This is a genomic window from Inquilinus sp. 2KB_23 (assembly GCF_052115705.1).
Classification (GTDB): Bacteria; Pseudomonadota; Alphaproteobacteria; order DSM-16000; family Inquilinaceae; genus Inquilinus; species Inquilinus ginsengisoli_A.
This window is the reverse complement of record NZ_JBFRHF010000005.1, coordinates 153,934-177,408: the sequence shown is the minus strand read 5'-3', so window position 1 is coordinate 177,408 and position 23,475 is coordinate 153,934. Positions and strand designations below refer to the sequence as shown.

The window sequence follows — 23,475 nt, the reverse complement described above, 5'->3', positions numbered from 1 at the left end:
GGCCCGCCCCTACCGGCCCGAGACGATGTAGCCGGGCACGGCGACGCGCCCTTCCAGCCAGCGCATGGCGAAGACCACCACGGCGTTGACCAGGAGGTACAGTAGCGTCGCCACCGAGAACGCCTCGAACACCTGGAACGAGAATTCCTGCATGGCGCGAGCCTGGGCGGTCAGCTCGATCAGCCCGATGGTCAGCGCCACCGAAGTGTTCTTGATCGTGTTCAGGAACTCCGAGGTCAGCGGCGGCAGGATGATGCGGTAGGCCATCGGCAGCAGCACGTAGCGGTAGGTCTGCGGCAGGGTCAGGCCCAGCGCGGTGCCCGCCATGCGCTGGCCCGGCGGCAGGGCGGCGATGCCGGCGCGCACCTGCTCTGCCACCCGCGCCGACATGTAGAAGCCGATGCCGAAGATCGCGGTCCACAGCGGCGCGTCCGGCAACTGCTTCAGCCACAGCCCCCAGGACCTCGGCAGCAGCTCCGGCAGCACGAAGAACCACAGGAACAGCTGCACCAGCAGCGGCACGTTGCGGAAGATCTCGACATAGGCGGTGCCCAGGCGCGGCAACCATCTCGACGGCAGGCTGCGCAGCGCCCCGACCACCGAGCCGAGGATCACCGCGATGGCCCAGGCGCCGATCGCGGTGATCACGGTCCAGGCCAGCCCGGCCAGCAGCATGTCGAAATAGGTGCCCTGCCCGTCGGGCGAGAGCTCCCACAGGATGCCCCAGTTCCAGTGGTAGGCCATGCGGCCCGGCCCCCGCGGCGCCGGTTCAGTAGGCAGCCGGGTCGCCGCTGTCGTTCGGGTGCTCGAACGCCTTCTTCAGCACCGGATTGAGCGGCACCGCCAGGGTCAGCCCCTTGGGCGGGATCGGCTTGGCGAACCACTTGTCGTAGATCGCCAGGATCTCCGGGCTCTGGTAGAGGGCGGCCGTCGCCTTGTCGACCACCGCCTTGAAGGCCGGATCGTCGCGCCGCAGCATGATGCCGTAGGGCTCCGGCTTCGAGAACGCATCGTCCGAAATCACATAGGCGGCCGGGTCCTTCGAGCTGGCGACCAGGCTGGACAGCAGGATGTCGTCCATGACGAAGGCGGCGGCGCGGTCGGTCTCGACCATCAGGAAGGCCTCGGCATGGTCCTTGGCCGGACGATGGTGACGCCGAGGCTGCGCTGGGCGTTCACCTCGGTCAGCTGCTTGATGTTGGTGGTGCCGGAGGTCGACACCACGGTCCGGCCCTTGAGGTCGTCGATGGTGGCGATGTGGTTCTCCTTCTTGGAGACGAAGCGGCTGGCGGTCAGGAAATGGCTGTTGGTGAAGGCGACCTGCTTCTGTCGGTCGAGGTTGTTGGTGGTCGAGCCGCATTCAAGGTCGATGGTGCCGTTGGCGATCAGCGGGATCCGCGTCGCCGAGGTCACCGCGAGCATCTTGACCGCGATCTGGTCGCTCTTCAGCTCCGCCTTGATGGCATCGACCACCTTCAGGCAGATGTCGATGGCATAGCCGACCGGCTGCTGGTTCTCGTCGTTGTAGGAGAAGGGCACCGATGATTCGCGGACGCCGAGCGTGATCTCGCCGGTCTCCTGGATCTTCTTCAGGGTGCCGTCCAGCGCCTGCGCCCCGGCCGGAAGCGCCAGCAGCGCGGCGGCGCCGAGCGCGATGACAAGCCTGCCGATGAGCATATCTTCCTCCGGTTGACCGTGGTCGTTGGGGGAAGCATGGCATCGTTCGGGCCGCGAGCCGACCGAATGTTGCGTTCCGTTGGAGAGATCCCCACCAGGCTCCCTTTTCGTCATCCCCGCGAAAGCGGGGATCTCCTGCGGACCGACCGGAAAGAGATTCCCGCTTTCGCGGGGAATGACGACTTGGGAGGCTGTCTCTACTTTCCGGCCTCGTCCAGCAGCCGGATCTCGTCGGCGGCCAGGGTCAGCCGGGTCGCCGCCAGAAGGTCGTCCAGCTGCTCCAGCGTCGTCGCGCTGGCGATCGGGGCGGTGATGCCGGGCCGGGCGATCAGCCAGGCCAGCGCCACCGTGGCCGGGCGCACGCCATGCGCCTCCGCCACCTTGTCCAGCGCGCCGAGGACGCCGAGGTTGCGGGCGTTGAAGCGGTCCTTCATGCCGCCGCCGCGGACGCTCTTCGCCAGATCGGCCTCGCTGCGGTATTTGCCGCTGAGGAAGCCGGAGCCGAGCGAGGAGTAGGTGATCACGCCGATCTCCTCGCGCCGGCACAGATCCTCCAACGCGCCCTCATAGCCTGAACGATCGATCAGGCTATAGCGCGGCTGCATCGTCTCGTAGCGCGGCAGGCCCTGCTCGCTCAGCTTCAAGGCGGAGGCGAAGCGCTCGGCCGAGAAGTTCGAGGCGCCGATCGCCCGCACCTTGCCGGCCTTGATCAGCTCGGCATGGGCCGCCAGCGTCTCTTCCTGCGGCGTCTCCAGGTCGTCGTGATGCGACTGGTACAGGTCGATCACGTCGATCTGCAGCCGGCGCAGCGAATGCTCGACCTCCTCGCGGATCCAGGCGCCCGACAGGTCCTTGCGCTGCACCCGGCCCGGCATCTCCCAGCCGACCTTGGTGGTGACCACCACCTTGTCGCGCTTGCCGCTGCGCTTCAGCCAGTTGCCGATGATGGTTTCGGATTCGCCGCCCTTGTTGCCCGGCGCCCAGGACGAATAGCAATCGGCGGTGTCGATCAGGTTCAGCCCAGCATCGACGAAGGCATCGAGCAGCCGGAACGAGGTCGCCTCGTCCGCGGTCCAGCCGAACACGTTGCCGCCGAAGGCCAGCGGCCCGACCCGGATGCCGGACCGGCCGAGATTGCGCAATTCCACGGGATCTCTCCTTCGATCGCTTGCCCGCGCGGCGCCGCTCGACGCCCGCACCAAACTCCATGGGGACGCCTGCGACGGCCCCTGTCCTATGTAGACCCCTGGCCGCTCTCGCCAACAGGAGTCTCGTCGCCACTTGATTTTCTTATTCTGAGAATTAGAGTAACTAAAGCGACACCGATTCGGGGCCGCGCCCGTCTTCGTAATTCTCCAAGTGAGTAGAACCGATGACCGCTTCCCTCGCCTACACCCCCGCCATCGCCGCGCGCCTGGCCCCGCTGTATGGCCGGCTGTCCGGCGTCATCCCGGCCTTCGACTGGCCGGGCTTCGCCCCCGACATCGACGCCATCCTGCGGCTGAAGCGCGAGCGCGACGCCGTGATCCTGGCCCACAACTACCAGACGTCGGAGATCTTCCACGGCGTCGCCGACATCACCGGCGACAGCCTGGCCCTGGCCCGCGAGGCGACCCGGGTCGAGGCCCCGGTGATCCTGTTGTGCGGCGTGCACTTCATGGCCGAGACCGCGAAGCTGCTGAACCCGGCCAAGACCGTGCTGATCCCGGATTCCGCCGCCGGCTGCTCGCTGGCCGACTCGATCACGCCCTCGGATGTGCGGCTGCTGCGGCAGCGCTATCCCGGGGTGCCGGTCGTGACCTACGTCAACACCTCGGCCGCGGTGAAGGCCGAGAGCGACATCTGTTGCACCTCGGGCAACGCCGTGAAGGTGGTGGAGAGCCTGGGCGTGCCGCGCGTCATCTTCATTCCGGACGGCTATCTCGCCGCCAATGTCGCGGCCCAGACCAAGGTCGGGATCATCGCCTGGCAGGGCGCCTGCGAAGTGCATGAGCGGTTCACCCCGGGCGACATCCGCCAGTTGCGCGACGCCCACCCCGGCGTGGTCGTGCTGGTCCATCCGGAATGCCCGCCCGAGGTGGTGGCCGAGGCGGATTTCGCCGGGTCGACCGCGGCCATGAGCGACTACGTCGCCACCGAGCGGCCCGGCCGGGTGGTGCTGGTGACCGAATGCTCGATGAGCGACAACGTCGCCGTGCAGTTCCCCGAGATCGACTTCATCCGGCCCTGCAACCTGTGCCCGCACATGAAGCGGATCACCCTGCCGAAGATCCGCCGCGCGCTGGAGACCATGACCGAGGCGGTGGTGCTGGACCCCGGCGTCACCGACCGGGCGCGCCTGGCGGTCGAACGCATGCTGGCGGTACGGTGATGGACATGCCCCATCCGCAGGACCGCATCGTCGTCATCGGCGCCGGCATCGCCGGCCTGGCCACGGCGCTGAAGCTGGCGCCGCTGCCGGTGCTGCTCCTCTCCGCCGCCCCGATCGGGGCCGAAGCCGCCACCGGCTGGGCCCAGGGCGGCATCGCCGCGGCGCTCGGCCCCGACGACGACCCGGCGCTGCACGCCGCCGACACCCTGGCGGCGGCCGCCGGGCTGGGCGACCCCGAGGTGGCGAAGCGCGTCACCGAAGCGGCGCCCGGCTGCATCGCCTGGCTCGACGGGCTCGGCACGCCGTTCGACAGGACCGAGACCGGCGGCTTCGCCCTGGGTCTCGAGGCCGCGCATGGCCGCCGCCGCATCGTCCATGTCGGCGGCGACGGCACCGGTGCTGCGGTGCTGCGCACCCTGATCCGGGCGGCGGAGACAGCACCCTGGATCACCATCCGCCACGCCCGCGCCACCGCCCTGCTGCGCGACGAGTTCGGTATCACCGGCGCGAGGGTGCAGGCGGACGGGGCGCCGGCCGCGATCCCGGTCCGGGCGGTGGTGCTGGCCACCGGCGGGGTCGGCGGCCTCTATGCCCACACCACCAACCCGCTCGGCGCCACCGGCGCCGGGCTGGCGCTGGCGGCCCGGGTCGGCGCGGTGCTGCGCGACCTCGAATTCGTCCAGTTCCACCCCACAGCGATAGCGGTCGGCCGCGATCCGATGCCGCTGGCGACAGAGGCGCTGCGCGGCGAAGGCGCCACCCTGGTGACGGCCGATGGCAGCCGGGTGATGGCCGGGCATCCGCTGGGCGATTTGGCGCCGCGCGACGTTATCGCCCGGGCCATCTGGCGCCATGTCGCGGCGGATGAGCCGGTGTTCCTCGACGCCCGCGGCCTGGGCGACCGGCTGGCGCGCTTCGCCCGGGTCGGGGAGCTGTGCCGCGCCGCCGGCCTCGACCCCATTCGGCAGCCGATCCCGATCCGCCCGGCGGCGCATTACCACATGGGCGGCGTCGCGGTGGATGGCCACGGCCGGACCTCGGTGCCCGGCCTGTGGGCCGCCGGCGAGGTGGCCGGAACCGGGCTGCACGGCGCCAACCGCCTGGCCAGCAACTCGCTGCTGGAGGCGCTGGCCTTCGCCGGCTGGATCGCCGAGGACATTCGTGGCGAGGCGGCGCGGCCAGCCCTCTTTGAGTCCCCCCTCCCCTCGCGGGAGGGGGCTAGGGGGAGGGGGTTCCCGCAGCAAGACCTGCGGCCGAGTCAACCCGGCCCATCGGCTCTGGCTCTCCCGACTCCGTTCCCTTCGATCGGCAGCCCCCTCCCCCTACCCCCCTCCCGCGAGGGGAGGGGGGACAAGGAAGATGGAACCGTCCCCGCCCTGCGGGCCCTGATGGACCGTCACGTCGGCGTGATCCGCGACGGCGCCGGTCTGACCCAAGCGATTGCTGCCTTCCGCCCTCTGGCCCTGTCCCGCTCCTCGCCCGCCGCCGACCGTGCCCTGGTCGGGCTGCTGATCGCGGCGGCCGCGCTGCGCCGGCAGGAAAGCCGCGGCGCCCAGTACCGCCGCGACCGGCCGGACGCCGACCCCGCCTCCGCCCCCTCCTTCCTCACCCTCGCCGATGTGCTGGAGGGCGTCGACGGCGTGCCCCAGTCCGGCGCCGCCAGCCTTTAAGGCCCCCGATCATGGATCTCGCCCCCCTCCCCACCCTGCTGATCGAACCGATCGTGCGGGCCGCGCTGCTGGAAGACCTTGGCCGCGCCGGCGACATCACCAGCGTCGCGGTGATCCCGGCCGATGCCCGCATGGCCGGCGTGATCGCCGCGCGCCAGCCGGGCGTGGTGGCCGGCACCGATGCCGCCGCCCTGGCCTTCCGCCTGCTCGACACCGCCATATCAGTCGCCATCCTCACGCCGGATGGCAGCCCGGTCAGGCCGGGCGACGCGGTGATCCGGATCGGCGGTCCGGCCCGGCCGATCCTGGCGGCGGAGCGGGTGGCGCTGAACCTGCTGTGCCGCCTGTCCGGCGTCGCCACCGCCACGGCGACGCTGGCTGCGGCGGCCCGGCCGCACAAGGCGCGGATCGTCTGCACCCGCAAGACCACCCCCGGCCTGCGGGCGCTGGAGAAGCATGCGGTGCGGGCCGGCGGCGGCGCCAACCACCGCTTCGGCCTGGATGACGCGGTGCTGATCAAGGACAACCACGTCGCCGTGGCCGGCGGGGTGCAGCCGGCGATCGCCCGGGCCCGCGCCGCGGTCGGGCATCTCGTCAAGATCGAGGTCGAGGTCGATACCCTGGCCCAGCTCGACGAGGCGCTGGCCGAGGGCATCGACGCGGTGCTGCTGGACAACATGACGCCGGACCAGCTGCGCGAGGCGGTGTGCCGGGTCGCCGGCCGCGCGGTGACCGAAGCCTCCGGCCGAATCACGGTCGAGACCGTGCCGGCGATCGCGGCCAGCGGCGTCGACCTGATCTCCACCGGTTGGATCACCCACAGCGCCCCCATTCTCGACCTCGGGTTGGATTGGGAAGGCTGAGAGGCCCTGGCGACAGCGTCGCCGCCGGTTGCTAGGCTGGCGGCGACGCTGGGACAGAGGCGGGCCGATGCGGATCATCGACATCCGGGAGCGTTCGGTCGCGATCTCGCGCTATGCCGACCCGGCCGTGCCCCCCGGCGGCCTAACCACCAGCATGGTCGCGGTGATCACCGACGTGGTGCGCGACGACCGGCCGGTGGTCGGGTACGGCTTCGCCTCGGTCGGCCGCTACGCCCAGGGCGGCCTGATCCGCGAGCGCTTCGCCCCCCGGCTGCTGGCCGCGACCGAATTTGCCGACGCGGCCAACACCAATCTCGACCCGTTCCGGGCCTGGGCGGCGATGATGGCCGGGGAGAAGCCCGGCGGCCATGGCGAGCGCTGCGTCGCGGTCGGCACGCTCGACATGGCGGTCTGGGACGCCGCCGCGAAGATCGCCGGGCTGCCGCTGCACCGCTTCCTGGCGGACCGCCTTGGCCGGGCCGACGCCGTGCCGGACCGCGTGCCGGTCTATGCCGGCGGCGGCTACCCCTACCCCAGTGACGATATCGCCCACCTGTCGGACGAGATGCGCCGGCTGGCCGATCTCGGCTACACCAGGGCCAAGATCAAGATCGGCGCCGCCGGGCTGGCGCAGGACCTGAGACGCATCGAGGCGGCGACGGCGCAGCTGGCAGCACCTAGCCATCTGGCGGTCGACGCGATGAATGCCTACGACCGCGCATCCGCCCTGGCCGCCGCGGCCGCCCTGGCCCCGCTCGGGCTGTGGTGGTTCGAGGATGTCTGCGACCCGCTCGATTTCCCGGTCCAGGCCGAGGTGGCGGCGGCGTATCCCGGCCCGATCGCCGCCGGGGAGGCCCTGTTCTCGGTGGCCGAGGCCCGGCTGCTGGCCCGGCATGGCGGGCTGCGGCGCGACCGCGACATCCTGCTGTTCGACCCGGTGCATTGCTACGGCCTGCCGGGCTATCTGCAGATCGCCGAGCACATGGTCGCGGACGGATGGCCACGGCACGCGTTCTGGCCGCATGGCGGGCACCTGTTCACCCTGCACGTGGCCGCCGCGCTGGGGCTGGGCGGCGCCGAGGTCAACCCGCTGTGCTTCCAGCCCTTCGGCGGGCTGACCGACGATGCCGTGGTGACCGACGGGTCCGTCGCCCTGCCCGACCGGCCCGGCATCGGCTTCGAAGGGCGGGCCGGGCTGCACCGCCTGTTCGGCACCCTGCTCGACGCCGAAGGCTAGCGGCCGGCCGTCAGCGTGAGTCGGGCTCCCTTTCGAATCAGGGCGTCAACGTATTCCCGTCCGCAGTGAGGCCGCCTTTAGTGTGGTTTCATGAACTCCCGCAGCAATTCTTCCCGCATCCGGTGCAGCGTCGATCGCCGGTTTTCTGAATCCTCCAGGATCCGGGCGAGCGCCCAGCCGTGATGGCGGAGCTCAGCATCGAAACAAGAAAGACAGCACCTGCGAAAAAGTCTCCCGTTCCCGAAGACTAAGCCCTGAGAGCCAAGACAACACCAATCAAAAGCGATAAAATTGCGATAACCCGCAATGCTGAAAGCAAGATCCCTTCCCACTGCGGGCTCGTCACCGAGCGATAATGAGAATTCAATAGACTTCAACTATTGATCGCACGGCCCTTCGATTCGCTCGACCGACAAGATCGGCGTCGCCGCAGCGCCCCGGCGTTCGAACCGGCCGAGCACCATGAGGCAGCCGCCCGTCGCCCAGGCGCGCCGGATCTCCGCCTGAGCCCGGTCCAGCAGCTCCGGCGGGGCGGCGATCACCGGCGGCGCCTCGCCGACATAGGCCGGGTCGGCCGCGCCGGCGCCACCCGCGTCATTCACCGGCACCACGCCGCGCCAGGGGCATGGCGCCCGCTTGCAGCGGATGCCGGTGTCGCCGACCCGCAGCAGGGTCGGCGCCGCCTGCTCTGCGGTCGCGGCGGCGGCCGGCAGCAGGGTCAGCATCACGGCGAACGCGGCTGCGGCCAGGGGTCGTGTCATGGCTGTCCTCCTCCACCTCCGCGCACCGTCCGGGATGGCCGTAGCGAAACCATGGCCTGGTTCGGAACCGCCCAACTGCCGGACCAGCGTAGCCGAACGCGCCGGCCGCGATCATTTCGTTTGACGCATCGGGCGCAAACTTCTCGGCAACAGGGGGGTTCATCCGCTACAACGCTGGGGATGACACTGATCACCTCCTCCGACGAGCTCGCCGCCTTCTGCGACCGGATGATGGCCGCCGAGTACATCGCCATCGACACCGAGTTCATGCGCGAGCACACCTTCTGGCCGAAGCTGTGCCTGGTGCAGATCGCCGGGCTGGACGAGGCCGTGGCGATCGACCCGCTGGCCCCCGGCATCGACCTGGCGCCGCTGTTCACCCTCGTGAACAACCCCAAGGTGCTGAAGGTCTTCCACTCCGCCCGCCAGGATGTGGAGATCTTCGTGCACCTGACCGGCCAGGTGCCGAAGCCGCTGTTCGACACCCAGGTCGCGGCGATGGTCTGCGGCTTCGGCGAATCGGTCAGCTACGAGAACCTGGTCGGCAAGCTGGCCAACGCCCGGATCGACAAGTCCTCGCGCTTCACCGACTGGTCGCACCGGCCGCTGACCGAGCGCCAGATCGAATACGCCCTGGCCGATGTGATCCATCTGCGGCCGGCCTATGAGGCGCTGCGCCAGCAACTGGGCAAGTCGGGCCGCGAATCCTGGCTCGACGAGGAGATGGCGATCCTCTGCGCGCCGGAGACCTACCACACCGAGCCGGACCAAGCCTGGCTGCGGCTGAAGCCGCGCAACGCCTCGGCCAAGTTCCTGGCGATCCTGCACGAGGTCGCGGCCTGGCGCGAACGCGAGGCGCAGAAGCGCGACATCCCGCGCGGCCGCATCCTGAAGGACGAGGCGCTGCTGGAGATCGCGGCGCACAGCCCGCGCGACATCGAGGGCATGGCCCGGGTCCGCGGCATGAGCCGCAACATGGCCGAGGGCTGGCAGGGCCAGGGGCTGATCGCGGCGGTCGAGCGCGGCCTGGCCACCCCGCCCGAGGACGCGCCGAAGCTGGCCCAGCGCCCGCCGACGCCGCCCGGCATCGCGCCGCTGGTCGAGCTGATGCGCGTGCTGCTGAAGATGAAGTGCGAGGATGAGGGCGTGGCCCAGAAGCTGGTCGCCGGCAGCGACGACCTCGAGGCCATCGCCATGGATGACGACGCCGACGTGCCGGCGCTGCACGGCTGGCGCCGCGCCATGTTCGGCGACCATGCGCTGGCGCTGAAGCGCGGCGCCATCGCGCTGGCGGTGCAGGGCCGGCGCATCCGGGTGGTCACGCTCTAGGGGTGGCGACGATGCGGCGTGCTCTGTTCGGGCTTCTCCTTCTCGCCGCGCCCGCTGCCGCCCAGGCGCAGGACGAGCCGCGCTTTTCCTGGCCGGTCGCCTGCACCGTCGGCAAGGACTGCTTCGTCCAGAACTACGTCGATGCCGATCCGGGCCCCGGCCGGGCCGATTTCCATTGCGGCCCGCTGACCTATGACGGCCATGACGGCACCGACATCCGCCTGCCCGACCTGGCCACCATGCAGCGGGGCGTCGCCGTGGTGGCGGCGGCCGACGGCACCGTGCTGCGGGTGCGCGACGGCGAGCCGGACGTGTCGGTCGACGACCGCGGCAAGGCCGCGATCGAGGGGCGCGAGGCCGGCAACGGCGTGATCATCGACCATGGCAATGGCTGGCAGACGCTGTACGGCCACATGAAGCGCGGCAGCCTGAAGGTGCGCGCCGGCGATGTGGTGAAGGCCGGCCAGCCGCTGGGCCAGGTCGGCCTGTCCGGCGACACCGAGTTCCCGCACCTGCATTTCGGCATCCTGAAGGGCGAGCAGCGCATCGACCCCTTCACCGACGAGCCGACCGGCGCTGGCTGCAACGTCACCCGGCATTCGCTGTGGACGGCCGACGTGCCCTACATCGCCACCGGGACGCTGATCGCCGGCTTCGCCACCGGCCCGGCCGACGCCAATTCCGCCCGGCTCGGCCGCTACTCCGACATCACGGGCTCGCGGCTGGCGCCGCTGGTGTTCTGGGCCGAGAGCTTCGGCGTCCAGGCCGGCGACGTGCAGATCATCACCATCGCCGGCCCCGACGGCGCCCTGGCGTATCAGGACCAGAAGGCGCTGCCGGCCTCGAAGATCATCTGGTTCGCCTTCAGCGGCAAGCGCCCCCCGGCGACGCAGGGCTGGAAGCCGGGGACCTACACCGGCCGCTACCGGCTGGAGCGCAACGGCGCCGTGGTGGCGGAGGCCGAGCGCACCCTGGTGGTGCCGTGAGCCCGCGGCCGATCCTGTATGGCGCCCGCTACAGCGCCTATGTCCGCACCGCGCTGATGGTGCTGCAGGAGAAGGGTGTCGCCTTCGACCTGGTCGAGGTCGACATCTTCGCGCCCGGCGGGCCGCCGCCCGACCATCTGCCGCGCCACCCCTTCGGCCGCATCCCGGCCTTCGAGCATGACGGCTTCGCCCTGTACGAGACCGCGGCGATCACCCGCTATGTCGACGAGGCCTTCGACGGGCCCGCGCTGCAGCCGGCCGATGCCCGCGGCCGCGCCCGGCTGACCCAGATCATCGGCATCCTCGACGCCTATGCCTATCGCCCGCTGGTCTGGGACATCTATGTCGAGCGGGTGTCGAAGCCGGCGACCGGATCGCCGGCCGACGAATCGCTGATCGCCAACGCCCTGCCCCGGGCCGAACTGTGCCTCGACGTGCTGGCCGGATTCCTCGGCGACGGTCCCTGGCTGCTGGGCGACGCGATCAGCCTCGCCGACCTGCATGCCGCGCCGATCCTCGACTATTTCAAGATGGCGCCGGAAGGCCGCGCCCTGATGGCCGGCCGCAACCGGCTCGAAGCCTGGTGGGACCGCCTCGCCGCCCGGCCGTCGGCGACGGTGCTCGGCCCGGAGTAGCCTGCAGCCGCTGCACCCAATTGGGCCTCACCGTGCCCAATAGCGTCTCATCGGCGATCCGACTCCGCTTTGCATAAAATTTGCGCTATCTTTGCTTAAGAAGCGATTCAATAGATCTGCATACGATCGTCGTCGAGACCATAAAGGCTAGAATTTTTACAAATAATACATGTCCGGGGAGTTTTATTGTGACCGTTTTGATCGGTACGGCGTTCGGTGAGTCCCTGTTCGGCAGCAATTCGAACGACAGTTTTCAGGGACTGGGCGGCGACGACTACCTGTACGGGCAGCAGGGCGTCGACAGCTTCGACGGCGGCGACGGGGTCGACACGGCCTATCTCGACCGCTCCAACCTGGGAACCGCCCTGATCCTGACGCTGGACGCCCCGACGACGACCACCACCGCATCCGACGGCACGACGCTGTTCAATGTCGAGCAGATCGACGTCTATGGCGGTTCGGGTGCCGACCGCATCACCGGCGGCGCGGGCAACGACACGATCCGCGGCGGGTCCAACGACGACATCCTGATCGGCGGCAACGGCCGCGACACCCTGTATGGCGGCACCGGCAACGACCAGCTCGACACCGGGAACGGGTCCGGCTCGATCTATGACCGGGAATATGCCTATGGCGAAGGCGGGAACGACATCCTCACCGGCGGCGCCGGACCGCAATCCCTCGACGGCGGCAGCGGCAACGACACCCTCTCCGCCGGCGGCGACAACGACGTGCTCAATGGCCAGGACGGCAACGACACGCTGAATGGCGGCGACGGCGACGACGAGATCTATTCGGGCACGGGCGTCGACGCGATCGACGGCGGCGCCGGCGCGAAGGACTGGGCCGAACTCGACCGCAGCGCCCTGTCCGTCGCCTTCACCCTGACGCTGGGTTCGCCGGGCACTACCAGCACGGCGAGCGACGGCACCACCATCCGCGGCGTCGAGACCCTGTCGGTCTATGGCGGCGCCGGGACGGACACGATCACCGGTGGCGCCGGGGGCGACACCCTCCGCGGCAACAACGGCAACGACGTGCTGAATGGTGGCGACGGGGTCGACACCCTCTACGGCGGTGAAGGCAATGACACCCTGTCGACCGGGGCCAACACGTTCAGCACCTACGCCGAATATGCCTATGGCGAGGGCGGCAACGACACACTCATCGGCGGGATCGCCTCCGCCAGCCTCAACGGCGGATCCGGCGACGACACCCTTTCCGGCGGCGATGACGACGACACGCTGGATGGCGGCACCGGCAATGACAGCCTCTCCGGCGGCGCCGGCGGCGACTACCTCTATGGCGGCGATGGGATCGACCGGATCGACGGTGGCACCGGCAACGACCGGATCTATGGCGACGCCGGCGCGGACGACATCAAGGGCGGGCTCGGGGACGACTCCATCTCCTCCGGCCTCGGCGCCGTCCTCGGTGCCGGGACGGAGGCGATCGACGGCGGCGGCGGCATCGATTGGCTGTCGCTCGACCGGTCCAACCTGACGACCGCCTTCACCCTCGCGCTCGGCGCGCCCGGCGCGGTGGCGACCGCCAGCGACGGCACCACGATCACCGGCATCGAGACCTTCGAATTCGCCGGCGGATCCGGCATCGACACGGTCACCGGCGGCAGCGGCAACGATCGCCTCGGCGGCAATGCCGGCGCGGACCGGCTGAATGGCGGCGCCGGCGACGACACCCTGTCGGGCGGGGCCGGCGGCGACCAGCTGAACGGCGGCGACGGCACCGACTACCTCTATGGCGGCGATGGCGACGATACGCTCGACACCGGCGTGGCGAATCCGTCCGGCTACACCGAGGGCGCCTATGGCGAGGACGGCAACGACACCCTCATCGGCGGCGACGGACGGAGCAGCCTCAGCGGCGGGACCGGCAACGACATCGCCTCGGGCGGGGCCGGCGACGACGACCTCTCCGGCAACGAAGGCAACGACCGCCTCGGCGGCGGCCTCGGCAACGACTACCTCTATGGCGGCACCGGCAACGACACGATCGACGGCGGCGACGGCGACGACCGCATCCAGTCGGGCACCGGCGTCGACGCGATCGACGGCGGCGCCGGAACCGACCAGCTGGTGCTGGACCGGACGGACCTCGCCGTCGCCTTCGCCCTGACCGTCGCATCGCCGGCGGTGTCGGCCCTGGCGTCGGACGGGACCACCGTCATCGGCATCGAAAGCCTCGATTTCCGCGGCGGGGCCGGGGTGGACACCGTCACCTCCGGCGCGGGGGAAGACTCATTGTCCGGCGAGAACGGCAACGACATCCTCGATGGCGGCGCCGGGCGGGACTACCTCTATGGCGGAACCGGCGACGACCGCCTCAAGGGCGGGGCCGGAAACGACACCCTGAACGGGAACCAGGGGGACGACATCCTCGAGACCGGGGCGGGGAGCGATTCCGCCTATGGCGACATCGGCCTGGACACCGCCGTGGTGGACCGCAGCGCCGTGACCGCCGACCTGACCTTCCAGCTGCTGGCGCCGGACACGTCGTCCTCGTCATCGGATTTCAGCGTCTACATGACCGGAGTGGAGCGCATCCGCTTCACCTCCGGATCCGGCAGCGACACCCTCACCGGCAACGCCCTGGACGATGTCCTGGCCACCGGCGCCGGGACGGACCGGCTGGTCGGCCTCGGCGGCAATGACGTGCTGAGCGGGGGTGCCGGAGCCGACAGCATGACCGGCGGCACCGGCAACGACACCTACATCGTCGACAATGCCGGCGACATCGTCACCGAGAATGCGAACGAGGGCACGGACACGGTGCAGAGCTCGATCACCTATGTCCTCGGCCCGACGCTGGAGATCCTGGTCCTGACCGGCGCCGCGGCGATCAACGGCACCGGCAACGCCCTGGCCAACACCATCGTCGGCAATGCCGCCGCCAACCTGCTGAACGGCGGCGCCGGGGCGGACCGCATGACCGGCGGCGGCGGCAACGACACCTATATCGTCGACAATGCCGGCGACGTCGTGGTCGAGGCGGCAGGCGGCGGGGTCGATACGGTGCAGTCTTCCGTCACCCACACGCTGGGCGCCGAGGTCGAGACCCTGATCCTGGCCGGCGCCGCCGCCATCGACGGCACCGGCAACGCCCTGGCCAACACCATCACCGGCAACGCCGCCGCCAACACCCTGAACGGCGGCGCCGGGGCGGACCGGATGACCGGCGGCGGCGGCCACGACATCTATGTCGTGGACAATGCCGGCGACGTCGTGGTCGAGGCGGCCGGCGGCGGCACCGATGCGGTGCGGTCGTCGGTCAGCTTCACCCTCGGCGCCGAAATCGAGACCCTGGTCCTGACCGGCGCCGCGGCGATCAGCGGCACCGCCAATATCCTGGCCAACGTCATCGTCGGCAACAATGCCGCCAATATCCTGGACGGCGGCGCCGGGGCGGACCGGCTGTTCGGTGGCGGCGGCAACGACACCTTTGTCGTGGACAATGCCGGCGACGTCGTGACCGAAGCCGCCGGCGGCGGCATCGACACGGTGCTGTCGCGGATCACCTGGTCGCTCGGTGGCGAGATCGAGAACCTGACCCTGCTCGGGGCCGGCGCGATCAACGGCACGGGCAATGCGCTGGCCAACGCCCTGGTCGGCAACGCCGGCGTCAACGTGCTGGCTGGGAATGACGGGAGCGACACCCTGGAGGGTGGTGCCGGCGCGGACACGCTGACCGGCGGGGCGGGCGCCGACCGCTTCATCCTGTCGGCCGTCGCGCACAGCCCGGTGGGGGCGGCGACGCACGACCTGATCACCGATTTCAGCCATGCGGCCGGCGACCGGATCCAGCTCACGCTGATCGATGCGAACACGGCCGTCGCCGGCGATCAGGCCTTCGCCTTCATCGGCGCGGCGGCCTTCTCGGCAGCGGGACAGATCCGGGTCACCCAGTCCGGCGGCCAGACGCTGGTGGCCGGCGACGTCAATGGTGACGGCGTGGCGGATTTCGACATTGCGCTCACCGGCGCGGTCACCCTGGCGGCCGCAGATTTCGTGCTGTAGGCGGCCGGCCGCTAGTCCCAGTGGCGCACGCCGGCGGGCGCCAGCAGCACCGCCTTGAGGTGCTCGACGATCCGGGACTGGTTCTTCGGTGCCCGCCCGCCCGCGATGACCAGCCCCTCCGGCACGGCGGTGAGCCGGTCCGGTTCATGCCACCCGTCCGATGCATCGGCGGCGCCCGAACCGTCGAGCGGATCCGGCTGCCCCCCTGTCTGCGGCGGCTCCGCCGGACGACCACTGCGATCCACAACCATCCGCTTCACCTGTCACTACTTATAAACAAGAGAAAGAAACCAGACCTTCAGTTTCCTGAATTTACTTCTCCGTCCGTTCGATATGAACAGAGTTTCCCCAGTTAACCGATAATTAACCTCCGCCACATTTGGAAAATGGCTGATCGTCGGCGATAAATCGCATATCATATCTTTGACAGCTTGTTGTCCGGGGATGCGATTTGCAGACGCTGACGATTCTCCTGATCGAGGACGATGCCGACACCGCGGCCTATGTCGCCGAGGGCCTGGCCGGCGCAGGGCATCGGGTCGAGACCGTGGCCGAAGGTCCGCGCGGCTTCCTCGCCGCCGCCGGCGGCGCCTTCGACCTGCTGATCGTCGACCGGATGGTGCCCGGCCTGGACGGCCTCGCCCTGGTCCGGCGCCTGCGCGCCGCCGACATCCGGACCTCGGTCCTGTTCCTGACCGCGCTCGGCGACATCGACGAGCGGGTGGCCGGGCTGGAGGCTGGCGGCGACGACTACCTGCCGAAGCCCTTCGCCCTGGCCGAACTGCTGGCGCGGGTCGACGCGCTGGGCCGGCGGGCGCGCCAGGCCTCGGCCGAGACGGTGCTGCGCGTCGCCGATCTCGAGGTCGACCTGATCCGCCGCACCGTGGTCCGGGCCGGCCAGCCGATCGAGCTGCAGCCGCGGGAGTTCCAGCTGCTCGAATACCTCCTGCGCAACGCCGGCCATGTGGTGACCCGGACGATGCTGCTGGAAAAGGTCTGGCACCTGCGCTTCGACCCCACCACCAATGTGGTCGAGGCCCATGTCAGCCGGCTGCGACGGAAGCTGGACCGGCCCTTCGCCGGAGAGCTGCTGACCACTATCCGCGGCGCCGGGTACCGCCTTGGCCCGCCCGGTTAGGATCTTCCGCACCACCAGCTTCCGGCTGACCGCGCTGTACACCGGGGTGTTCGGCCTGTCGGTCGCGGCGATCCTCGGCGTGCTCTACTGGGCGACCGCGGGCTATACGGCACGGCAGTTCGACGGCTCGCTGACCGCCATCGTCGCCGAGTTGACCGAGGACTATCCGCGCGATCCGCCCGAGGAGATCGCCTCGGACATCGAACAGAGCCTGAAGAGCGATCCGAACAGCCCCGGCTTCTTCCTGTACCAGGACCGCGACGGCAAGCGCCTTGTGGGCAACCTGCCGGTGATGCCGCCGACGGCGGGGGCCCAGGACCTGAGCCTCCCCGGCCCCCCCGGAGACGACCGCGACCTCCGCGGCGTCGGGAAGATCCTGCCGGATGGCGCATTCCTGCTGGTCGCCGCCGACCGCGCCCCGCTCGAGGACCTCCGCGAGCTGTGGCTGCGTGGCCTTGGCTGGAGCCTGCTGGCGACCGCCATCCTCGGCGTCGGCGGCGGGCTGCTGGTCAGCGCCGGCGTCCTGCGCCGGGTCGATGCCATCAACCGCATCTGCCAGAAGATCATGGACGGCGACCTGACCCAGCGCCTGCCGGGCCGCGAGACCGGCGACGAGTTCGACCGGCTGACCGACATCGTCAACACCATGCTCGACCGGATCGAGGCCCTGATGGACGGGCTGCGCCAGGTCTCCACCGACATCGCCCACGACCTGCGCACCCCGCTGGGCCGGCTGCGCCAAAGGCTGGAGGGGGCGGTGCTGAAATCACGGTCGACGGCGGAATACGAACGGGCGGTGGAGGGCGCGATCGTCGAGGCGGACCAGCTTCTGGCCGTGTTCAACGCCCTGCTGCGCATCGCCCGGCTCGAGGCCGGCAGCGCGCGCCGGGGCTTCGCCCGCTGCGACCTGTCGGAGCTGACCTCGACCATGGTCGAGGTGTTCCAGCCGACGGCCGAGGAAAGCGGCCAGACCATCCGGTGGGACAGCCCGCCGCCGGTCGAGGTCACGGGCGACGTCGACCTGCTGTCGCAGATGGTCGCCAACCTGATCGAGAACGCGCTGCGCCACACGCCGCCCGGAACCCAGATCGACATCCACCTGGCCCGCCGGCCCGACGGGCGGGCCGAGCTGGTGATCGCCGATGACGGCCCCGGCATTCCGGAGGAGCAGCGCGACAAGGTGTTCCAGCGCTTCTACCGGCTGGAGCAGAGCCGCAACACGCCGGGCAACGGGCTGGGGTTGAGCCTGGTGTCGGCCACCGCCCAGCTGCACCGCATCACGGTCGCGCTGTCGGACAACCGCCCGGGGCTGAGAGTGTCGCTGCTGTTCCCTTGACCGGCCGCTAGTCCCAGACCTGCGAGCGGTCGCCGATCAGCAGGGTGGAGCGCAGATGTGCGACGATCCGGGCCCGGTTCTCGGCCGAGCGGCCCCCGCCGCAAGCGGGCTGTGCCGTCATGGACGGCGCATGCCGGGCGGCCTCGTCGGCATCCGGCCGCTCGATGTCGAAAGCGTCATTGTGGTCCAGGCTCATCCTCTTCCCCCGCTGCTGGTCGATCGCCAGTTGAGAGGGGGAAGATGGTTTCTTTGGGCCGATCCCCGTCCGGCCTGCCACAATTCGGCGGCTACTCGGAGAATCGCCCAGGGGTCACGCCGAAGCCGGCCCGGAAACGGGTGATGAAGGCGCTGACGCTGTCATAGCCGACGGCGAACGCCGTGTCGGTCACCGAACCCCCGGCGCCGAGCAGCGCCGCCGCCCGGATCAGCCGGGCGTGATGACGCCACTGCACGAAGCTCAGCCCCGTTTCTGCCTTGAAGCGCCGCACCAGCGTGCGCTTCGGCAGGGCCAGTTCGGCCGCCCAGTCGTCGAGGCGGCGCGGATCGGCCGGGTCCGCAGCCAGCGTTGCGGTCATCCGGCGCAGCCGCGGGTCGCGCGGCGTCGGCAGGCGCAGGGGCTCTTCCGGCGCCGCCCGCAACTCGTCCAGCAGCACCGCCAGCAGCCGGGAGCGGCGGTCCGCATCGGCCTCGACCTCGGCGATCCGGACCAGCAGCGACAGGGCCAGCGGCGGCGCCCGCAGCACCTGCGGCCGGTCCGGCAGGCCCGCGCTTGTCCCGGCATCGAAATAAAGACTAAGCCCAGCCACCGGCCCCAGCGTCAGCACGCCGTGCGGCACGCCTTCCGGCATCCAGCACAGCCGGCCCGGCGGCATGATCCAGTCGCCCGCGGCGCTGCGGATCAGGGCGGTGCCATGGTCGAGGGCGAAAAGCTGGCCGCGGCCATGGGCATGGATCGGGCCGTCGAAACGGCCGTCATGGCGGAAGCGGCGGATCTCAATCGGCACGACCTGGCCAGAATGCGCAATTGGCGGGCCCGATCCGGTTAGCACGCCATTTCACGGGCCGCTAGGGTGCCGCCATCACCCGATCGAGGTCCCCGATGACGCCCCTGACCCCCGGCCCGTTGCACGAGTCCCTCGCCCGCCTTGAAGGCGCCTGGGAGGGCGAGGAGGAGGTGTTCCCCAACCCCTGGGGCCCCAGCGGCCCGGCGAAGGGGCGCTGGGACTTCCGCTTCGATCCGGCCCGGCTGTCGCTGATCCACGACTTCGCCGAGGAGCGGGCGGGCGGCTGCCGCTTCGACGCGCATGGCGTGCTGACGGTCGACCCGGCGGCGCAGGAGATCGTCTGGTTCTGGTTCGACAGCTACGGCTTCCCGCCGCTGGCCCCGTCGCGCGGCAGCTGGGAGGGCGACCGGCTGATCCTGGTCAAGCACACCCCGCGCGGCATCGGCCGGTCGGTCTTCACCGTCGGGCCCGACCGCTTCCGCCACGAGATCGAGACCCGGCTGGCCGATCAGGCCGATTTCACCCCGATCATGCGCGGGGAATTCCGGCGCCTGAGGTGACCGGCCCGTCCGGATCGGCGAAGACGAAGGGCCGCACCAGCAGCCGGCGCTTCCAGTGCAGCAGCCCCAGCCGCCCCTGCTCCGCCGCGCCGTACAGCAGGAAGCGCGCGCCCAGCACCCGCGGATCGTCGCGGCGCAGCAGCCAGCGCACGATCTCGACGAACAGCAGCTTCATCGCGCCCGAGGACAGGTGGTCGGCATGGCCGAGGAAGCTGACGATGCGGATGATGTTGCCGATCCGGCGCAGCACGATGGTGCCGACCAGCCGGTCCCGCCCGCCATCGTCGACGAAGACGCCCCAGTCGGCCGCCCAATGCGCCGGGCAGGCCGAATCGAGCCACGGGTCGCCCTTCACCCCGCTGCCCCGGCCGAAGCGCTGGGCGAAGGCCTGCGGCACCGGCCCGCCGGAGCGGAACAGCTTCGACGCCTCGATGTCGCGCATGTCGTCGCCCTGGCCGAAGCGGTCGAACATCCGGCAGCGGTAGCCGGCCTTGGCCGCCTTGCGCGTCTCCCGCAGGATGTAGCCGAAGCTGTGCTTCCGGATGTCCCGCTCATAGGCCGCGGCGTCCGCGAAGCCGTCGAGGTCGAGCAGGCAGGGCGTGCCGTACCACAGGCCGGCGGTGCCGTCCGGGCCGCGCCGGGCGAATTTGGCGAGATAGTCGCGATGCTTCTCGACCATGTGGCGGCAGCGCTCGTCGGTGCAGCCCTCCGCCTCCAGCGTCAGCGGGGCCTCGGGCAGGTCGGCGGCGCTGTGCCCCCACAGGCGCAGCCGCGGCTGCTTCCGCAACCGGAACAGCAGCGGTTCGACGCCGCCAAGATAGAACCGCATCGCGATGGCATCGGGAGAGATCGACACAGAAATCCTTGTCCTGGCATCATGCAGATGAAGGCCAACTATGCTGGACAATCCGATCTTTCACCCATGAATCCAAGATGAAATTCTTCAGCCATTGAGTTCAAATTTTGTGAAAATTACTCCAATTCATCAGAATATCTGGCGCCTTCATGCCGCCGCCGGCCGGTTCCACCGGCGCCGGATCTCTGGCAGGCTGTGCCGACCGGCAAGGCCGGAGGAGACCCGATCATGACGCTCGACGACTACCTGCTCTTCCTGCCCGCCTGCTTCGCCATCAACATGGCGTTCGGGCCGAACAACCTGCTGTCGCTGTCGAACGGCGCCCGCGACGGCACATTCCGCGCGGTGGCCGCCGCATCGGGCCGGCTGGTCGCCTTCGCCATCATGATCGCGGTCGCCGGGCTGGGCCTCGGCACGCTGCTGACCGCCTCGGAGGTCGCCTTCGCGGCGGTGAAGTGGATAGGCGCCGCCTATCTGGTCTGGCTCGGCATCAAGCTGCTGCGCGCCGACGCGCCGGTGCTGGACCGCGACGCCGCCGGCCGGCCGCAGCCGTTGCAGGCCCTGATCCGGCAGGAGTTCTGGGTCGCCGCGGGCAACCCGAAGGCGATCCTGGTTTTCACCGCCTTTTTCCCGCAATTCGTGGTGCCGTCGGACTACGCCGCCAGCTTCGCCCTGCTCGGCGCCAGCTTCCTGGTGCTGGAAGTCGTGGCGATCACCGCCTACGCCCTGATCGGCGCCCGGCTGGGCCGCGTCTTCCGCACCGCCCGGCCGTTCCGCTGGCTCAACCGCATTTCCGGCAGCCTGATGATCGGCTTCGGCCTGCTGCTGGCCGCCGCAAGACGGCCGGCGGGGTAGATCGGTCGAAGTCTCAGCCCAGAAAATCTTCGACCGCGGCGCCGAAGGCGTCGGGCTGTTCGATGTTGGCGATGTGTGCGGCGTCGAGGGCCAGGAATTGTGCCCCCGGAACCGCCGCGGCGATCTCCCGCCCCCGCTCCGGCGGGGTGCCGGCGTCGTGCGCGCCCGAGATCACCAGGGTCGGCGCCGCGATGCGGCCGATCGCGTCGCGCTGGTCCATGTCGCGGATCGCGGCGCAGCAGCCGGCATAGCCTTCCGGCGAGGTGCCCAGCAGGGTCTGGCGCACGCCGGCGATGGTGCCGGGCGCGCGCTTACGGAAGCCCGGCGTGAACCAGCGCTCGATCACGCCGTCGGCCAGCGCCGCCATGCCGCCCGCCTGCACCGCCGCGATCCGCGGGTCCCACACCGCGGCGCCGCCGGCATAGGCGGTGGTGCAGCAGGGCACCAGCCGGTCGACCCGGTCCGGCGCGTGGATGCCGAGCCACAGCGCCACCATCCCGCCCATCGACAGGCCGGCGACATGGGTCCGGGCGATGCCGAGCGCGTCGAGCAGCCCGACCGCATCCCGCCCCAGCCGGTCGAGGCTGTAGGCCCCCACCGGCACGTCGCTGCCGCCATGGCCGCGATGGTCGTAGCGCAGCACCCGGAAGCGGCCGGCGAAGCGATCGGCCTGCGGCGCCCACATGCCGAGATCGACCCCGACGGCGTGGATCAGCAGCAGCGGCGGCGCATCCTCCGCCCCATCGAGGCGATAGTGCAGGCGGCATCCGTCGACGGTGACGTGAGGCATGGTCGGTGCTCCGTGTCGGGTGGGGTCAGCGCGCCAGGGCGTAGGGGCCGCCCTTCGCCACCGCGGCCTGGTAGGCCGGGCGATCCTGCATCCGCCGGTTCCAGCCGTCGAGATCGGGATAGGCGCCGCGCCGGCCCTGGGCGCCGGCGACCTCGCCGATGAAGCTGAGCTGGATGTCGGCGGCGGTCAGCGAATCGCCGAGCAGGTAGGGCCGGCCCTGCAGCGCCCCGTCGACATAGGCGAGGTGGCTGGCCACCTGGCTGTCGATCCGCGGCTGCACCGGCGCCGCGGCCGCGCCCAGCCGCCCGGCATAGAGGTTCAGGATCAAGGGCAGCATGGCCGAGCCCTCGGCGAAGTGCAGCCAGTGCACATAGTCGTCATAGGCCGGCGTGTCGGGCGCCGGCTGCAGCCGGCCGCCGCCGTGACGGCGGATGAGGTAGTCGATGATGGCGCCTGATTCGGCCATCACCCGGCCGTCATCGACGATCACCGGCGCCTTGCCCAGCGGATGCACCGCCAGCAGCTCGGGCGGGGCCAGCCGGGTCTGCGGATCGCGCCGGTAGTACTCGACCGCATAGGGCAGCCCGAGTTCCTCCAGCAGCCACAGGATGCGGTGCGACCGGGAATCGTTGAGGTGATGGACGGTGATCATGGCGTCTCCAGCCGCGCGGCGTGTCTTGGCGCCGCAGTGTGGCCGGAGGGCACGCCGAAGTCGACCGCGCCCGGTTGGATCGCCGGGGGCGGCGTGCGATCCTGGCGGGATGATGACCGATCACCGCCAGCATGCCCCCGCCGCGGCGCGCAACCGCGACCCGATCCTGACCGTGCTGCGCGAGGTGCTGCCCCGCGCCGGCACGGTGCTGGAGATCGCCAGCGGGTCGGGCGAGCACATCCTGCATTTCGCGCAAGCCATGCCGGACCTGGTCTTCCAGCCATCCGACCCCAGCCCGGAGGCGCGGCAGAGCATCGCGGCCTGGGCGGCGGAGAGCGGCCTGGCCAATCTGCGCCCGCCCCTGGTCCTGGACGCGGCGGCGCCGCCCTGGCCGATCGCGGCGGCCAATGCGGTGCTGTGCATCAACATGATCCACATCTCGCCCTGGGCGGCGACGGAAGGGCTGATGCGCGGTGCCGCCGCCCTCCTGCCGCCCGGCGCACCCTTGTACCTCTACGGCCCGTATCGCCGCGCCGGCGCGCCGACCGCGCCGAGCAACGAGGAATTCGACCGCAGCCTGCGCAGCCGCGATCCGGCCTGGGGCCTGCGCGACCTGGAGGCGGTCGCCGCCCTGGCGGCCGCCGCCGGATTCGCAGGCCCGGCGGTCACCGAGATGCCGGCGAACAACCTCAGCGTCGTGTTTCGGCGGGCCTGACCGCCA

Annotated in this window: 24 protein-coding genes; 13 read left to right on the top strand and 11 right to left on the bottom strand. The window is 70.5% G+C overall.

Annotation, left to right across the window (positions count from 1 at the left end):
* Nucleotides 1–9: 9 nt before the first annotated feature.
* The 4 genes from AB4112_RS08630 to AB4112_RS08615 form a co-directional block, all read right to left on the bottom strand.
* Nucleotides 10–744 carry an amino acid ABC transporter permease gene (locus tag AB4112_RS08630; protein ID WP_441718582.1) on the bottom strand — a complete coding sequence of 245 codons (735 nt, stop codon included), beginning with the start codon at nucleotides 742–744 and terminating at the stop codon, nucleotides 10–12.
* 25 nt (nucleotides 745–769) lie between these two features.
* Entirely contained in the window at nucleotides 770–1,114 is a 345-nt protein-coding gene (locus tag AB4112_RS08625) for a hypothetical protein (protein WP_441718579.1), read from the bottom strand.
* On the bottom strand, nucleotides 1,114–1,677 hold the full coding sequence (locus AB4112_RS08620) for an amino acid ABC transporter substrate-binding protein (RefSeq protein ID WP_441718575.1): 564 nt from the start codon (nucleotides 1,675–1,677) through the stop codon (nucleotides 1,114–1,116). The genes AB4112_RS08625 and AB4112_RS08620 overlap by 1 nt, the downstream gene beginning before the upstream one ends.
* A 197-nt stretch (nucleotides 1,678–1,874) precedes the next feature.
* Entirely contained in the window at nucleotides 1,875–2,825 is a 951-nt protein-coding gene (locus tag AB4112_RS08615; RefSeq protein WP_441718572.1) for an aldo/keto reductase, read from the bottom strand.
* 224 nt (nucleotides 2,826–3,049) lie between these two features.
* On the opposite strand from AB4112_RS08615, the gene nadA reads away from it, so the two are divergent.
* From nadA to AB4112_RS08595, 4 genes are all read left to right on the top strand, one after another.
* Nucleotides 3,050–4,048 carry a quinolinate synthase NadA gene (gene nadA / locus AB4112_RS08610; RefSeq protein WP_441718569.1) on the top strand — a complete coding sequence of 333 codons (999 nt, stop codon included), beginning with the start codon at nucleotides 3,050–3,052 and terminating at the stop codon, nucleotides 4,046–4,048.
* A 5-nt stretch (nucleotides 4,049–4,053) separates the two neighbouring features.
* Nucleotides 4,054–5,718: an L-aspartate oxidase gene (locus AB4112_RS08605; RefSeq protein ID WP_441718567.1), complete on the top strand. Its 1,665-nt coding sequence runs from the start codon at nucleotides 4,054–4,056 to the stop codon at nucleotides 5,716–5,718.
* 11 nt (nucleotides 5,719–5,729) lie between these two features.
* Nucleotides 5,730–6,581 carry a carboxylating nicotinate-nucleotide diphosphorylase gene (nadC, locus tag AB4112_RS08600; protein ID WP_441718564.1) on the top strand — a complete coding sequence of 284 codons (852 nt, stop codon included), beginning with the start codon at nucleotides 5,730–5,732 and terminating at the stop codon, nucleotides 6,579–6,581.
* A 67-nt stretch (nucleotides 6,582–6,648) separates the two neighbouring features.
* On the top strand, nucleotides 6,649–7,818 hold the full coding sequence (locus AB4112_RS08595) for an enolase C-terminal domain-like protein (RefSeq protein ID WP_441718562.1): 1,170 nt from the start codon (nucleotides 6,649–6,651) through the stop codon (nucleotides 7,816–7,818).
* A 377-nt stretch (nucleotides 7,819–8,195) separates the two neighbouring features.
* Here AB4112_RS08595 and AB4112_RS08590 read toward each other — a convergent pair whose 3' ends face one another.
* On the bottom strand, nucleotides 8,196–8,579 hold the full coding sequence (locus AB4112_RS08590) for a hypothetical protein (RefSeq protein WP_309791581.1): 384 nt from the start codon (nucleotides 8,577–8,579) through the stop codon (nucleotides 8,196–8,198).
* A gap of 180 nt (nucleotides 8,580–8,759) precedes the next feature.
* On the opposite strand from AB4112_RS08590, the gene rnd reads away from it, so the two are divergent.
* The 4 genes from rnd (at nucleotide 8,760) to AB4112_RS08570 (ending at nucleotide 15,563) form a co-directional block, all read left to right on the top strand.
* Nucleotides 8,760–9,908: a ribonuclease D gene (gene rnd, locus AB4112_RS08585; RefSeq protein ID WP_309791579.1), complete on the top strand. Its 1,149-nt coding sequence runs from the start codon at nucleotides 8,760–8,762 to the stop codon at nucleotides 9,906–9,908.
* 11 nt (nucleotides 9,909–9,919) lie between these two features.
* Complete coding sequence (locus AB4112_RS08580; RefSeq protein WP_441718557.1) at nucleotides 9,920–10,894, top strand: M23 family metallopeptidase; 975 nt, start codon at nucleotides 9,920–9,922, stop codon at nucleotides 10,892–10,894.
* Nucleotides 10,891–11,529 (top strand): glutathione S-transferase family protein, encoded by a 639-nt coding sequence (locus tag AB4112_RS08575; RefSeq protein WP_441718555.1) that lies wholly within the window; start codon nucleotides 10,891–10,893, stop codon nucleotides 11,527–11,529. The genes AB4112_RS08580 and AB4112_RS08575 overlap by 4 nt, the downstream gene beginning before the upstream one ends.
* Before the next feature lie 188 nt (nucleotides 11,530–11,717).
* Nucleotides 11,718–15,563, top strand: a complete 3,846-nt coding sequence (locus AB4112_RS08570) for a hypothetical protein (RefSeq protein ID WP_441718552.1) — start codon at nucleotides 11,718–11,720, stop codon at nucleotides 15,561–15,563.
* Between the two features lie 11 nt (nucleotides 15,564–15,574).
* Here AB4112_RS08570 and AB4112_RS08565 read toward each other — a convergent pair whose 3' ends face one another.
* On the bottom strand, nucleotides 15,575–15,814 hold the full coding sequence (locus AB4112_RS08565; protein WP_309791573.1) for a hypothetical protein: 240 nt from the start codon (nucleotides 15,812–15,814) through the stop codon (nucleotides 15,575–15,577).
* Nucleotides 15,815–16,023: 209 nt separating this feature from the next.
* On the opposite strand from AB4112_RS08565, the gene AB4112_RS08560 reads away from it, so the two are divergent.
* Both AB4112_RS08560 and AB4112_RS08555 read left to right on the top strand, forming a co-directional pair.
* Complete coding sequence (locus AB4112_RS08560) at nucleotides 16,024–16,701, top strand: response regulator transcription factor (protein WP_309792236.1); 678 nt, start codon at nucleotides 16,024–16,026, stop codon at nucleotides 16,699–16,701.
* The gene (locus AB4112_RS08555; protein WP_309791572.1) at nucleotides 16,685–18,037 is read left to right on the top strand and encodes a sensor histidine kinase; all 1,353 of its coding nucleotides are present in this window, start codon (nucleotides 16,685–16,687) and stop codon (nucleotides 18,035–18,037) included. Before AB4112_RS08560 ends, AB4112_RS08555 begins: the two co-directional genes overlap by 17 nt.
* A gap of 7 nt (nucleotides 18,038–18,044) precedes the next feature.
* Here the strand turns inward: AB4112_RS08555 and AB4112_RS08550 are convergent, their stop codons facing one another.
* Together AB4112_RS08550 and AB4112_RS08545 are read right to left on the bottom strand one after the other, a co-directional pair.
* Entirely contained in the window at nucleotides 18,045–18,233 is a 189-nt protein-coding gene (locus AB4112_RS08550; RefSeq protein ID WP_309791570.1) for a hypothetical protein, read from the bottom strand.
* Between the two features lie 91 nt (nucleotides 18,234–18,324).
* Nucleotides 18,325–19,041, bottom strand: coding sequence for a helix-turn-helix transcriptional regulator (locus AB4112_RS08545; RefSeq protein WP_309791569.1), 717 nt, complete (start codon nucleotides 19,039–19,041; stop codon nucleotides 18,325–18,327).
* A 95-nt stretch (nucleotides 19,042–19,136) separates the two neighbouring features.
* Here AB4112_RS08545 and AB4112_RS08540 point away from each other — a divergent pair, with 95 nt between their 5' ends.
* Nucleotides 19,137–19,601 (top strand): DUF1579 family protein, encoded by a 465-nt coding sequence (locus AB4112_RS08540; RefSeq protein WP_309791568.1) that lies wholly within the window; start codon nucleotides 19,137–19,139, stop codon nucleotides 19,599–19,601.
* Here AB4112_RS08540 and AB4112_RS08535 read toward each other — a convergent pair.
* On the bottom strand, nucleotides 19,570–20,430 hold the full coding sequence (locus AB4112_RS08535; protein ID WP_309791566.1) for a hypothetical protein: 861 nt from the start codon (nucleotides 20,428–20,430) through the stop codon (nucleotides 19,570–19,572). The genes AB4112_RS08540 and AB4112_RS08535 overlap by 32 nt on opposite strands.
* A gap of 255 nt (nucleotides 20,431–20,685) precedes the next feature.
* Here AB4112_RS08535 and AB4112_RS08530 point away from each other — a divergent pair, with 255 nt between their 5' ends.
* Nucleotides 20,686–21,312, top strand: a complete 627-nt coding sequence (locus AB4112_RS08530; protein ID WP_309791565.1) for a LysE family translocator — start codon at nucleotides 20,686–20,688, stop codon at nucleotides 21,310–21,312.
* A 13-nt stretch (nucleotides 21,313–21,325) separates the two neighbouring features.
* Here AB4112_RS08530 and pcaD read toward each other — a convergent pair whose 3' ends face one another.
* Nucleotides 21,326–22,102: a 3-oxoadipate enol-lactonase gene (gene pcaD / locus AB4112_RS08525; protein WP_309791564.1), complete on the bottom strand. Its 777-nt coding sequence runs from the start codon at nucleotides 22,100–22,102 to the stop codon at nucleotides 21,326–21,328.
* 25 nt (nucleotides 22,103–22,127) lie between these two features.
* Entirely contained in the window at nucleotides 22,128–22,754 is a 627-nt protein-coding gene (locus AB4112_RS08520) for a glutathione S-transferase family protein (RefSeq protein WP_309791562.1), read from the bottom strand.
* A 109-nt stretch (nucleotides 22,755–22,863) separates the two neighbouring features.
* On the opposite strand from AB4112_RS08520, the gene AB4112_RS08515 reads away from it, so the two are divergent.
* The gene (locus tag AB4112_RS08515; protein WP_309791560.1) at nucleotides 22,864–23,469 is read left to right on the top strand and encodes a DUF938 domain-containing protein; all 606 of its coding nucleotides are present in this window, start codon (nucleotides 22,864–22,866) and stop codon (nucleotides 23,467–23,469) included.
* Nucleotides 23,470–23,475 lie beyond the last annotated feature (6 nt).